12 protein-coding genes and 1 tRNA gene are annotated in these 12,733 nt (G+C 69.5%); 3 read left to right on the forward strand and 10 right to left on the reverse strand.

Going from position 1 to position 12,733, the window contains the following annotated elements; translation table 11 throughout:
- Positions 1 to 9: 9 nt before the first annotated feature.
- Positions 10 to 489: a tRNA (adenosine(37)-N6)-threonylcarbamoyltransferase complex ATPase subunit type 1 TsaE gene (gene tsaE, locus K344_RS0115040; RefSeq protein WP_245586232.1), complete on the reverse strand. Its 480-nt coding sequence runs from the start codon at positions 487 to 489 to the stop codon at positions 10 to 12.
- A 34-nt stretch (positions 490 to 523) separates the two neighbouring features.
- A complete protein-coding gene (locus tag K344_RS0115045; protein WP_051362277.1) occupies positions 524 to 2,011 on the reverse strand; it encodes a bifunctional ADP-dependent NAD(P)H-hydrate dehydratase/NAD(P)H-hydrate epimerase in 1,488 nt (495 codons plus the stop codon).
- A gap of 82 nt (positions 2,012 to 2,093) precedes the next feature.
- Here K344_RS0115045 and queG point away from each other — a divergent pair, with 82 nt between their 5' ends.
- A complete protein-coding gene (gene queG, locus K344_RS21970) occupies positions 2,094 to 3,194 on the forward strand; it encodes a tRNA epoxyqueuosine(34) reductase QueG (RefSeq protein ID WP_043114672.1) in 1,101 nt (366 codons plus the stop codon).
- A 10-nt stretch (positions 3,195 to 3,204) separates the two neighbouring features.
- Here the strand turns inward: queG and pgi are convergent, their stop codons facing one another.
- The 7 genes from pgi to pcnB all read right to left on the reverse strand — a co-directional run bounded on the left by pgi (position 3,205) and on the right by pcnB (position 9,966).
- The gene (gene pgi / locus K344_RS0115055; RefSeq protein ID WP_245586233.1) at positions 3,205 to 4,773 is read right to left on the reverse strand and encodes a glucose-6-phosphate isomerase; all 1,569 of its coding nucleotides are present in this window, start codon (positions 4,771 to 4,773) and stop codon (positions 3,205 to 3,207) included.
- A gap of 139 nt (positions 4,774 to 4,912) precedes the next feature.
- Positions 4,913 to 5,530, reverse strand: coding sequence for a TIGR02466 family protein (locus tag K344_RS0115060; RefSeq protein ID WP_028081361.1), 618 nt, complete (start codon positions 5,528 to 5,530; stop codon positions 4,913 to 4,915).
- 67 nt (positions 5,531 to 5,597) lie between these two features.
- Positions 5,598 to 5,987, reverse strand: coding sequence for an aspartate 1-decarboxylase (gene panD / locus K344_RS0115065; RefSeq protein WP_028081362.1), 390 nt, complete (start codon positions 5,985 to 5,987; stop codon positions 5,598 to 5,600).
- 178 nt (positions 5,988 to 6,165) lie between these two features.
- Positions 6,166 to 7,014 (reverse strand): pantoate--beta-alanine ligase, encoded by an 849-nt coding sequence (gene panC / locus K344_RS0115070; RefSeq protein WP_028081363.1) that lies wholly within the window; start codon positions 7,012 to 7,014, stop codon positions 6,166 to 6,168.
- Positions 7,015 to 7,030: 16 nt separating this feature from the next.
- On the reverse strand, positions 7,031 to 7,927 hold the full coding sequence (panB, locus tag K344_RS21975; protein WP_245586235.1) for a 3-methyl-2-oxobutanoate hydroxymethyltransferase: 897 nt from the start codon (positions 7,925 to 7,927) through the stop codon (positions 7,031 to 7,033).
- 219 nt (positions 7,928 to 8,146) lie between these two features.
- Entirely contained in the window at positions 8,147 to 8,623 is a 477-nt protein-coding gene (gene folK, locus K344_RS0115080; RefSeq protein WP_028081364.1) for a 2-amino-4-hydroxy-6-hydroxymethyldihydropteridine diphosphokinase, read from the reverse strand.
- Entirely contained in the window at positions 8,620 to 9,966 is a 1,347-nt protein-coding gene (gene pcnB, locus K344_RS0115085; protein ID WP_043114673.1) for a polynucleotide adenylyltransferase PcnB, read from the reverse strand. Before pcnB ends, folK begins: the two co-directional genes overlap by 4 nt.
- 156 nt (positions 9,967 to 10,122) lie before the next feature.
- On the opposite strand from pcnB, the gene K344_RS0115090 reads away from it, so the two are divergent.
- Positions 10,123 to 10,198, forward strand: a tRNA-Glu gene (locus K344_RS0115090).
- An 84-nt stretch (positions 10,199 to 10,282) separates the two neighbouring features.
- Here the strand turns inward: K344_RS0115090 and K344_RS0115095 are convergent.
- Positions 10,283 to 11,200, reverse strand: coding sequence for a recombination-associated protein RdgC (locus tag K344_RS0115095; RefSeq protein ID WP_028081366.1), 918 nt, complete (start codon positions 11,198 to 11,200; stop codon positions 10,283 to 10,285).
- 248 nt (positions 11,201 to 11,448) lie between these two features.
- Here K344_RS0115095 and K344_RS21980 point away from each other — a divergent pair, with 248 nt between their 5' ends.
- Entirely contained in the window at positions 11,449 to 12,729 is a 1,281-nt protein-coding gene (locus tag K344_RS21980) for an MHYT domain-containing protein (protein WP_051362278.1), read from the forward strand.
- The last annotated feature ends 4 nt before the right edge of the window (positions 12,730 to 12,733 follow it).

Consider the following 12,733-nt stretch of genomic DNA (forward strand, 5'->3'; position numbering starts at 1 on the left):
CCAGCCTTCCTAAAGTTGACTCTGGGAACCGGACAGGACCGCCGGGCGCAGATGGGCAAGCCGGCCCGGCGCCGCGAGCCGCAGTTCGATCTCGAGCGAAGGCGGCGGCAGAAAGCCGGCGCCATGCTCCGGCCACTCGACGATCCAGACATGCTGGCGCGGGTCGTAGTCGCGCACGCCGAGCGCCGCCAGTTCTTCCGGGTCACGCAGGCGGTAGAGATCCATGTGCACGACGTGACGGTCGGCAAGCTCGTAGGGCTCGATCAGCGTGTAGGTCGGACTGCGGATCGCGCCGGTGACGCCGAGCGCCCGCAGCAGCCCGCGCGCCAGCGTGGTCTTGCCGGCGCCCAGATCGCCGCGCAGGAACAGCACCGCACCGGCGCGCGCGCGCAGCCATTGCGCGAGCGCGGCACCAAGCCGCTCGGTCGCTTCCGCGTCGGCCAGGGCGATCTCCTGCCCCGCTTCGGCACTCATCGTCGTGAGGCTCATTGCGCCATCGTCCTCGCGCGAAGCCGCCCGCCGATCATGGATTGACGATGCCGCGCAGTGCATTGATCAGATCGCCCGGCAGCAGGCCGCGCTCGCCGCTCGCGGCCGCCGAGTCGCCGGCCAGGGCATGAACGAGCACGCCGTGCTGCGCCGCCGCCGCGCCGTCCAGACCCTGCGCGCGAAGCGCGGCGACGATGCCGGTGAGCGCATCGCCCATGCCGCCGACCGCCATGCCCGGATTGCCGAAGGGGCAGAGCTGGGGCGGCGCGCCGCTGACCAGCGTGCCGGCGCCCTTGAGCACGATGCTCGCCGCGTAGCGCTGCTCCAGCGCGCGCAGCGCCGCGAGACGGTCGGCCTGCACGTCGGCCGCGCGGCAGCCGAGCAGGCGCGCGGCCTCGCCGGGATGCGGGGTAAGCACCGCATCCGCAACGGGCAGCGGTTCGAGCGCCAGGAGATTGAGCGCGTCGGCGTCGAGCACCAGCGGCTTGCCGGCGTCGAGCGCGACCGACCACAGCGCCCGCGCCCAGTCGTCGGTGCCGAGGCCCGGGCCGAGCGCGATGACATCGGCGCGGCGCAGCAGCGCGCGCGCGGCGGCGAGGTCGTCGCCGGCATGGCACATCAGCTCCGGTTGCGCGGCCGTCAGTGCGGCGGTGTGCTCGCTGCACGTCAGCAGGCTGACCAGGCCGGCACCGGCCCGCAGCGCGGCGCGCCCGGCGAGCAGCGCTGCGCCGGCCATGCCGCGATTGCCGCCGATGACGGCGACGTGCCCGTGGTCGCCCTTGTGCGCGGTACGCGAACGCCGCGGCAGGACGGCGGCGAGCTGCGCGCGCGCCTGCAACGAGGCCAGCGGCATCAGGCCGGCACCGATCTCCGCGGGAACGTCGAGATCGGCGAAGCAGACCTCGCCGGCACGCTGCGGGCCTTCGCCGGTGTACAGGCCGAGCTTGCGGCCGATGAAAGTCACGGTGAGATCGGCCTGCACGCAGGCCGCGTCGAAGACGGCGCCGCTGCTCGCGTCGAGACCGGACGGGATGTCGGCGGCGACGACCTTGGTGCCGGTGTTGCGCAGCGCGTTGATCGCTGCCACGACGGCCTGCGCCCGCGCGTCCAGGCGGCGCTTCAGGCCGGTGCCGAACAGGGCATCGACCAGCACCGCGCACGGCGGCAAGGCGCCCTCGAACGGCAGCGGCGCCGCGGCGCCCGCCGTCGCGCCCCAGGCCTCGCAGGCGCGATGCGCATCGCCGGTGCCTTCCGGCGCGCCATACGGCGCGACGATCCATACCGACCAGCCCGCGGCGCGCGCGAGGCGCGCGATCTCATAACCGTCACCGCCGTTGTTGCCGCGGCCGCAAACCACGCCGAGCGCGTCGGCTGCGGGCCAGCGCGCGCGGATCTGCTCCCAGCAGGCGCGCGCCGCACGCTGCATCAGCGCATAGCCCGCCATGCCGCGATCCTCGATCGCGCGGCGATCGAGTTCGCGTACCTGTTCGGCGCCGTAAAGCGGCAGTGCGGAGGTTGCCATGCTCACAGTATAAAAGCGCGGCCCCGCCGCACCGCATGCGGATGATCCTTACAATGGCGCCCTTGCTTCCGATGCCGCAGCCGTGTCCGCGATCCGTCTCGATCCCCAGCAGCTCGCCGCCGCCATCCCGGCCTGGGCACGCGACTACGGCTTCGCCGGCGCCGGCGTCGCGCATCTCGAACTCGCCGAGGACATGGCGCACCTGCGCCGCTGGCTGGCCGAGGGCTTCCACGGCGGCATGCAATGGATGGAACGCGATCTGCCCCTGCGCGACCACCCTGCCCGTCTGCGGCCCGGCACGCTCAGCGTGATTTCGGCGCGCATGGACTACTACGGCGATGTCGCCGCCGCCGACGTGCTGGCCGACGGCAACATGGCCTACATCTCGCGCTACGCGCTCGGCCGCGACTATCACCGGCTGATGCGCGCGCGCCTGCTCAAGCTTGCGCAGCGCATCGAGCAGGTCGTCGGCCCGCATGGCCATCGCGTGCTCACCGACAGCGCGCCGGCGCTGGAGAAAGCCTACGCGCGCAACGCCGGCCTCGGCTGGATCGGCAAGAACACCCTGCTGCTGCGCCGCGACGCCGGCTCCTGGTTCTTCCTCGGCGAGATCTATACCGACCTCCTGCTGCCGCCCGCCGCGTCGTCGCCGCCGGCCAATCTTTGCGGCAGCTGCTCCGCCTGCATCGACATCTGTCCGACGCGCGCCATCGTCGCGCCCTACCGACTCGACGCGCGCCGCTGCATTTCCTACCTGACCATCGAGCACCACGGCAGCATTCCCGTCGAGCTGCGGCCGCTGATCGGCAACCGCATCTTCGGCTGCGACGACTGCCAGCTCATCTGTCCGTGGAATCGCTACGCGAAGCGCAGCGCCGAAGCCGACTTCGCGCCGCGTCACGGGCTCGACGCGCCGCAGCTCGTCGAGCTGTTCGCCTGGGACGAAGCCGAATGGCTGCGCCGCAGCGAAGGCATGGCCCTGCGCCGCGCCGGCTATGCGCGCTGGCTGCGCAATCTCGCCATCGCGCTCGGCAATGCGCCGCATTCGCCGGCGGTGATCGACGCCCTGCGCCGGCGCCGCGACGACGCCGAGGAACAGGTGCGCGAACACGTCGCCTGGGCGCTCGCGCAACAGCAAGCGCGGGCCGCAGCGCCCGCCGACCCGCGCGCCGCGGCCGGCTGAGCGGCGATGCTCAGCGCGCGTTGAGGCGCAGCTTGCGCATCAGCTCGTCGGTCGAAGGGTCGAGCGAGACCTCCTCGCCGCTGTCGAGAATGCGGTTCGCCAGCTGCTTGCCGAGCTCGACACCCCACTGGTCGAAGGCATTGATGCCCCACAGCACGCTCTGCACGAAGGTGCGGTGCTCGTAGAGCGCCAGCAGCGCGCCGAGATGAAAGGCGTCGACGCGCGGCAGCAGCAGCGTGCTGCTCGGCCGATTGCCGGGAAACACGCGATGCGGAATCGCCGCTTCGAGCGCCGCGCCGCCGAGGCCTTTCGCTTCGAGCTCGGCCCGCACCTCGTCGGCGTTCTTGCCGCGCATCAGCGCCGAGGCCTGCGCCAGGCAGTTCGCCTGCAGCTTGCGGTGCATCTCGCGGAACGGATGATCGGCGAACACCGGCAGGATGAAGTCGATCGGATGGATCGCCGGCCCCTGGTGCAGCATCTGGAAATAGGCGTGCTGGGCGTTGCTGCCGACGCTGCCCCACAGCACCGGCGTCGTCGCGTAATCGACCGGCACACCGTCGCGCGTCACGCGCTTGCCGTTCGACTCCATCTCCAGCTGCTGCGCCCAGGCCGGGAACAGCGCCAGGCGCTGCGCATAAGGCGCCAGCACGTGGCTCGCGCTGCCGAGGAAATTGCTGTTCCAGACACCGAGCAGCGCCATCAGCACCGGCAGATTGTGATCGAGCGGCGCGCGCCGGAAATGCGTGTCCATCGCATGCGCGCCGCGCAGCAGCTCGGCGAAACGCACCGGACCGAGGGTGACCATGGCGACGAGGCCGACGGCGCTCCACACCGAGTAGCGCCCGCCGACCCAGTCCCAGAAGCCGAACATATTGTCGACGTCGATGCCGAAGGCCTCGACCGCCACGCGGTTGGTCGACACCGCAACGAAGTGCTTGTCGACCGCCGAGATGTCGAGTGAGGACACCAGCCAGGCGCGCGCGTGCAGCGCGTTGGAGAGCGTCTCCTGCGTGTTGAAGGTCTTGCTGACGACGACGAACAGCGTCGTTTCAGGACGCAGTCGCGACAGCACCTGGTGCAGCTCGGCGCCATCGACGTTGGCGACGAAATGCGCGCGCGGCCCGTCGATCTGCGGCGCGAGCGCGTTGCACACCAGGCGCGGCCCGAGATCGGAACCGCCGATGCCGATGTTGACGATGTCGGTGATGCGCTTGCCCGTCGCGCCTCGCCATTCGCCGTCGCGCACGCGCTCGGCGAAGGCCTGCATGCGCTGCAGCACCTGCTGGACCTCGTCGCTGACGCGGCGGCCGGAGTCGCGGAACAGCGCACCGCGCGGCGCGCGCAGGGCGACGTGCAGCACGGCACGGTCCTCGGTGTTGTTGATGTGCTCGCCGGCGAACAGACGCTCGCGCCAGCGCTCGAGCTGCTGCTGGCGAGCGAGCGCCAGCAGCAGATCCAGGGTGTCGGCGCCGACGCGCTGCTTGGAATAGTCGAGATAGAAGCCGACATCCTCGCAAACGAAGCGCTGCTGGCGCAGCGGATCCCGCGCGAACAGATCGACGATCCGGGTGGCGGACATGGCCGCCGCGTGCGCCGCGAGCGCCCGCCAGGCCGGCGTCGCGCTCAGGGATGCTGGGAAAGGAGCGTTCATGGAGAACACAAGACTAGCCGCTCCCGGCGCCGAAAAAAACCGCCGCCGCCGCGTTGCGGCGCGGCGCTCAATACCAGTGATAGTTGAAGCTGATGCTGATGCGGTCCTCGTCGACGCGGCTCGCCGGCACCTCGTGGCGCAGCCAGCTCTCGAAGAGGATCACCTGCCCCGCCTTCGCCGGATAGACGATATGCGGCTGCTGTGCCGCCGCACCCGGCTTGCGCGGCGGCGCCGCCATCAGCTGCGCCAGGCGCGGGTCCTCGAACTTCAGACCGCTGCAGCCCTTCGGCGTCTGCACGTAATAGGTTCCACTGACCACGGCCTGCGGGTGCAGGTGGAAGCTGTGCGCGCAGCCGCGCGGCATGATGTTGATCCAGCAATCGGTCATCTGCAGGCGGCCGCCGCGGAGGTTCCACTGCAGGGCGCGGGCATAGCGCTTGACGTGGCCGTCGAGGCGCTCCTGCAGGGTCACGAAGGTCGACGAGAAGCCGTGCAGGCGATCGAGCGAACCGTAGCTCGTGTAGCCGAACGGATAGTTGGGCTGCGACCATTTGCGCCCGGCGGCATCGTGGTCGCGGATGCGGTAGCACTCGTCGCGCAGCTCGGCGTTGAAGGCGCGCAGGCCTTCGGCCTGCAGCCGCTCGCTGTAGATCAGCGTGGGAAACCAGGCCTGCACGCTCGCCATCACCGCTTCGCCCCCTACGAAAAAGGGGGCAGCAAGCTGCCCCCTCCTGAAAATGCCCCGTCCCGCGTCAGGACGACGCGGCGAGCTGGACCGGAATCGTATTCGCCGTGCGCACCACGCGGTTCTTCTCGTCGAGATAGACCAGGCGCGGCTGGTAGACGCGCGCGGCGGCGGCGTCCATGTCGGCATACGCGCAGATGATGACGCGGTCACCGACGCCGGCCTTGTGCGCCGCGGCACCGTTGACCGAGATGATGCCCGAGCCCGGCTCGGCCTTGATGGCGTAGGTCGTGAAGCGCTCGCCATTGGTGATGTTGTAGATCTGGATCTGCTCGAATTCGAGGATGCCGGCGAGTTCGAGCAGCTTCGAGTCGATGGCGCAGGAGCCGTCGTAATCCAGCTCAGCGTGGGTCACACAAGCACGATGCAGCTTGCATTTCAGCATGTGCAATTGCATGGAGGGCCTCTTTGGAGATGGTGAACCGCCGGCGGCCCAAAAAGACATACGCGCGACGATTGCAAGTATTAACAAAGGCGGGCGGCCCACTAAGACATACGCCCGGCGCCCGTGACCCAGGTCACAGAGCTGGAGGCCGCGATTCTAGCCCATTTCGTTCTATGGTCAACTCGTTTGGCTATAGCTCGAGCAGGCCGATATTGTCGATCAGCCGCGTATTGCCGAGAAAAGCCGCCAACAGGATGCGAAAGTCCCGGTCTGCAGCGACGGGCTCGCTCAGGTCCGGACGCCGGACGGTCACATACTGCGGACGAAAGCCGGCCGCTTCCAGCGCGGCCGTCTCGCGCGCGCACAGCGCCGCGAAATCGCGCTCGCCGCGCCGCAGGGCGTCGGCGATGCGGCGCAGGCCGGCATACAGCTGCGCCGCCTGCGCACGCTCCTGCGGCTGCAGGTACTGGTTGCGCGACGACAGCGCGAGGCCGTCCGGCTCGCGCTCGGTCGGCACGCCGACGATCTCGATCGGCAGATGCAGATCCTCGACCATCTGCCGGATCACCAGCAGCTGCTGGTAATCCTTCTCGCCGAACAGCGCCACGTCCGGCGTGACCAGATTGAGCAGGATGTTGACGACCGTCGCCACGCCGTCGAAATGCCCGGGCCGGAAATGACCTTCGAGCACGTCGGCATAGCGCGGCACGCTGATGGTGGTGAAGCCGTCGCGGCCGCGCGGGTACATCTCGGCGACGCTCGGCGCGAACAGCAGGTCGCAGCCGGCCGACGCGAGATGTGCGGCGTCGGCGGCCAGGGTGCGCGGATAGCGGTCGAAATCCTCGTTCGGACCGAACTGCAGCGGATTGACGAACACGCTGGCGACGACGCGCTCGGCGCGCGCGCGTGCCGCTTCGACCAGCCGCAGATGCCCGCGGTGCAGATTGCCCATGGTCGGCGTCAGCGCGATGCGCGCGCCCTCGCGGCGCCAGGCGTCGAGCTGCGCGCGCAGCTCGGCGATGCTGTGGACGGTCTTCATCGCGCCGGCATGCGCCTCACTTCTTGCGCCGCGCGGCGACCTTCGCCGTCGGCAGCTTCATGGCCTTGGGTTCCGGCGACTGCAGCGTCAGCGGCAGATCGAAGCTGTGCTCGGCGTCCGGATAGGCGCCGGACTTGACCTCGGCCACATACGCGCGAATCGCCGCTTCGATGCTCGCCGCGCCGTCCATGTAGTTCTTGACGAAACGCGGCTTGCGGCCGAGCGTGACCAGCGGCGAGATGTCGAGGATGTCCTGCAGCACGAGAATCTGCCCGTCGGTCGACGGCCCGGCACCGATGCCGATCACCGGCACCGGCGAAATCTCGGTGATGCGCCGTCCGAGTTCGGAGGGGATGCATTCCAGCACCAGCAGATCGGCGCCGGCTTCGGCGAGCACCTTGGCGTCATGCAGCATCGCCTCGGCCGCCGCGTCCTCGCGGCCCTGCACCTTGAAGTTGCCCATCTTGTGCACGAACTGCGGCTGCAGGCCGAGATGCGCGCAGACCGGCACGCCGCGCACCGCCAGATACTCGACGATGCTGGCCTGCTCGCGGCCGCCTTCAAGCTTGACCATCTTGGCGCCGCCTTCCTGCATCAGGCGCTGCGAGGCGTCGAGCGCGCGCTCCAGCGTCGCGTAGGAAAGAAACGGCAGGTCGGCGACGAGGAAGGCGCGCTTGAGCTGCGGCGCCACGCACTTGCTGTGGTAGACGACCTGATCGACCGTGACCGGCGTCGTGGTGTTGCCGCCCTGCATGACCATGCCGAGCGAATCGCCGACGAGGATGACGTCGACACCGGCGCGATCCTCGACCAGCGCGAAGCTGGCGTCGTAACAGGTCAGGCTGGCGATCTTCTCGCCGGCCACACGCATGCGGCGCAGCTCGGCGACGTTGATCGGCTTTACAGTTTCCATATCAGGGCTCCCCGAAAACGCCCGTTGCGCCGACACGCTCAGTGAACGGAAGCGGACGCTTTCGATGGAGAACGCCGGCGGCCCACCAAGACATACGCACGGCATTCAGAGGCGATGGTGGCGGGCGGCCCACAAAGGCAGACACCCGTGGCGCCGCGGCCGGCCGGCCGGCGGAGCGCGGCGCAGTGTAGCCAATCCGCCCGAGCGGTCAACCCGGGATCATTCCCAGGGCGCAAGGCCTTCGGCACCGAGCGCCGCCGCCGCGTCGGCGATGCGGCCGACGCCGGGCACGACGAGATCCGGCGCGATTTCCGCCCACGGCCACAGCACGAAGCTGCGCGCGGCGATACCTGGATGCGGCAGGCGCAGGCCCGGCGTATCGAGCGTGACGCCGTCGACATGCAGCAGATCGAGATCGAGCGTGCGCGGCCCCCACTTCACGCTGCGGATGCGCCCGGTCTTGCGCTCGATCGCCAGCAGCGCCTCCATCAGCGCCGCCGGCGTCAGCGGCGTGCGCAGGATCGCCACGGCGTTGCAGAAGTCGGGCTGGCCGGCCGGCCCCATCGGCGCACTGCGGTAGAGCCGCGAGCGCGCTTCGATGTCACCGAGCGCGGCGAGCGCGGCGACGGCCCAGCGCAGGCGCGCCGCGGGATCGCCGAGATTGGCGCCGAGCCCGATATGCGCCCGTGCGCTCACTCGCCAGCGGTCGGCTGCTCGGACGGGCGACGGCGGTTACGGCCGCCGCGCCGGCGGCGACGCTTGCGCGGCGCGCCTTCGCCGTCGGCATTGCTTTCGGTCGCGGTGACCGGCGGCAGACCGCTGCCGGTCTGCGCCTGCGTCCACCAGTCGGCGAGCTCCTGCGGCGCCTCGCCGGAGGCGGCGCGCAGCAGGAGGAAGTCGTAGGCGGCGCGAAAGCGCGGATGCGTCAACAGGCGCTGCGCGCGTCCGCCGCGGCGCATGTCGAAGCGCGGCTGCAGCGCCCAGATCTCGCGCATCGGCACCGAGAAACGCTTGGGAATGACGATGTGCTGCTGCGCCTTGGCCAGCACTTCCTCGGATGCTTCGGCGATCGCCACGTTCACCTGCGCGCTGTCGCCCTTGCAGAGCTGCTGCGTACGCGCCTGCACCGCCGGCCACAGCAGCGCGGCGTAGAGGAAAGCCGGACTGACGGTCTGCTCGGCGACGATGCGCTCGGCGGTATTGGCCAGCGCGCGCTCGACGAAATCGCGCGACTGCGGCTTGGCCATCGCCATGTCGGTATGCGGCAACAGGTGCGCCAGCAGGCCGTACTCGCGCAAGCCCTGCAGATTGGCCACGCCATCGCGGCACTGCAGCAGCTTGACCACCTCGTCGAACAGACGCGCCGGCGGAATCTCGCGCAGCAGCGGCGCCAGCTTGCGGATCGGCGCCGCCGTACTCTTCTCGATGTGGAACTTCAGCTTGTTGGCGATGCGCACCGCGCGCAGCATGCGCACCGGATCCTCGCGGTAGCGCAGCTCTGGATCGCCGATCAGGCGGATGACGCCGGCCTTGATGTCGTCGAGGCCGCCGGCGAAGTCGACGATCGAGAAGTCGCGGATGTCGTAGTACAGCGCGTTGACGGTAAAGTCGCGGCGGAACGCGTCGGTCTCCAGCGTGCCGTACTCGTTGTCGGCAAGGATGCGGCCGGTCTCGTCACGCTCGTGGCTGTCGGTGATCGGGCCGCGAAAGGTGGTGACCTCGGAGATCTCGTCGCCGAAGCGCACGTGCGCGATGACGAAGCGCCGGCCGACGAGACGGCAGGAGCGGAAGATCTGCCGCACTTCCTCGGGCCGCGCGTTGGTGGCGATGTCGAAGTCCTTGGGCTCCATGCCCGCCAGCAGGTCGCGCACACCGCCGCCGACCACGTATGCCTCGAAGCCGGCGTCCTTCAGCCCATAGAGGACCTTCAGCGTGCCGGATGGAAGCTGCGAGCGGGAGATCGGGTGTTCCGCGCGCGGCACCCGTTTCGGAGCGGGAATCTTCTTGTTGCGCGGAAACAAAGTCTTGAGCCAATTCATGCGGCGCGTATGATACGCGGCCCCGGGTGCCGCACAAAGCAGCAAAAAGGTCGCGGCACGCCATTTCATGCGATACGACCCGCCGCGGTGACGGTCATGCCTTGAGGCAAGGCATCGGCCTGCGTACAATGCGCACCCTTCGCCGCACCCGACAACGCTCCTATCGTCTAGAGGCCTAGGACGGAGCCCTCTCAAGGCTTAAACCCCGGTTCGAATCCGGGTAGGAGCGCCACACACGAAAAGCCCCGCCACGCGCGGGGATTTTTGTTGGCGGCGCGATCGGGGGCGCCGGGCCGGCCCCGACGCCGCAGCGCGCTCAGGCCGCCGCTTTCAGATCGCTGCCGCCGAGCGCCTTCTCGAGATCGCCCAGCAGGGCGACGAGTTCACCCGACATCAGCGCGAACTCGGCGTCGAACTGCTCCTCGGGACTCTGCGTCGCGGCATCCTCGCGCGCCTGCTCGATGTCCTCGAAACGCAGCTTCCTGACCTCGAACTTGTCGGTCAGCACGAAGCTGGCGCGATTGTTCCAGCGCAGGCCGAGGCGCGTCGCCTGCTTGCCTTCGCTGATGTGCTTGCGCACCTCGGCACCGTCGAGCGCGTGGCGCAGATAGCGCACGGTCGGCTTGGTCTGGTCGTTGCCGCGCAGCTCGCACTCCTGGTCGAGGTCGAACGTGCCGGGCGCATCGCCGCCGGCCAGCCAGGCCGTCATCGCCGCCGCCGGCGACTGCGCCAGCTCGGGCAGCTCGAGCGCGAGCCCTTCCACGGCATCGCGCAGCACCTCGAGCAATTCCTCGGCCCGCGCCGGCGAGGCGGCGTCGACCACGACCCAGCCGCTGACCGGATCGATCCAGGCGCGCGTGCTGCGCCGCTTGGCGAAGGCGCGCGGCATGAGCTCGGCGACGACCTGATCCTTGAGATCGCGCAGCTGCTTGCGGCCCGGCTTGAAGCCCTGCTTCGCCGCCAGCTCCGCGGCGCGCTCGTCGACGGTCTGCTTGACCACCGACGAGGGCAGCAGCTTCTGCTCGACCCCGAGCGCGATGAGCATCTGCCGTCCCTGCGCGTACACGAGCTGGGACTGCGAGCCGCCCGCCGCCGGCGCCACCCAGCCGCGGCTCTGCGGATTGAGGCCGATGCAGGGATGCAGAGGATGCTTGGCGAGGCGTTCCTCGAGACTGCCGGGAGCGAGCGTCCACTCGCCTGCCAGACGATAGGTCTGCAGATTCTTGAACCACATGGCGATGAAAAACCGGTTGATGGCGCGGCGGTCGCCGCGCGGTGACATTCGGGGATGGCCAAGTGTAGCAAGCCGGCGCCGCCAGCCGCGCCGCACCCCGACGAAGAACGAACGGTGGCCCGAAACCGACGAGCGGAGGTCCCGCCGGCGCCGACCGACGGCCGGCCATCGCGGGCGGAGCAATGGCCGCCTGGGCATTTTTGTCTACGGCCACTATGGAGCCGTCCGCAGGCAAACAGGGGAACGCCTTGAATTCGAGCTATCTCGACGGCCACTACGATCTCGGGCTGGTCGCGCTGTCCTATGTCGTCGCGTCATTCGCCGGCTACTCGGCGATCGACATCGCCCATCGCATCCACCGCAACCCCGAGCGCGAATGGCTGTGGATCGCGCTCGGCGCGCTGGCCATGGGCACCGGCATCTGGTCGATGCACTTCATCGGCATGCAGGCCTTCTCGCTGCCGATCGAACTGGGCTACGACCTGGCGACGACGCTGGTGTCGCTGATCGCCGCCATCGTCGTGGCCGCGCTGGCGCTGTATGTGAGCAGCCGCCGGCAGATGGGCCTCAAGGCCGTCGTGGTCGGCGCGGCGCTGATGGGCTCCGGCATCTGCGTCATGCACTACACCGGCATGTACGCAATGAAGATGCAGCCCGGCATCGACTGGAACGCGCCCTTGTTCGTCGCTTCCGTGGCGATCGCCGTTGCGGCGTCCGGCGCGGCACTGTGGATCGTCTTCCGTCTGCGCCGCATCACCGACGGGCGGCAGATCCCGGCACGCCTCGTCGCCGCGGCGATCATGGGCCTGGCCGTGGTTGGCATGCACTACACCGGCATGGCCGCCGCGCATTTCCCGGTCGGCTCGATCTGCCGCGCCACCGGCAGCCTGACCGGCGCCTGGACCGCCGGGCCGGTCACGGCGTTCACCGTGCTCATGTCGCTGCTGATCATGGGCCTGGCGGCCTACGATTCGCGCGTGCAGGCCCAGCTGCGCGAGGAGCGCCTGCGCCGCGCGCAGGACGAGCGCGCCCGCATTCTCGCCCTGCACGACCCGGACACCATGCTGCGCAATCGCGCGTCATTCCAGCAGGAAGCGGTCAACTTCATCCAGCGCTGCTCGCGCACGCACGCCAAGTTCGATCTGTTCTACGGCGCGCTGCGCTTTCCGGATCTGAACGGACGTGAAAACGACGCCATGAAAATCATCGCCGAACGCCTTCGTCCGCTGGCGCGTCCGCACGATTTCCTGGCGCGCTACGGCAAGACCGAATTCGCGTTGCTGCGCATGCGCGATCCCATGGAGGGCGCTCCGCAACTGCTGCAGGATCAGCTGCTGTCCGCCTGCACGATGCCGCTCGAACTCGGCGGGCAACGCCTCAGCGCTCAGGCGCACGTCGGCTGCGGCACCTTCCCCGATCAAGGCCAGACCTCGCGCCAGCTGCTGATGGCGGCGGCGCGCAGCAGCACGCCGACGCTGAGCAGCGCGGCCCTGCGCGCACAGGCGATCAAGCCGGTCGCCGCCGCATGACGAG

Source organism: Solimonas soli DSM 21787 (genome assembly GCF_000474945.1).
GTDB lineage: Bacteria > Pseudomonadota > Gammaproteobacteria > Nevskiales > Nevskiaceae > Solimonas > Solimonas soli.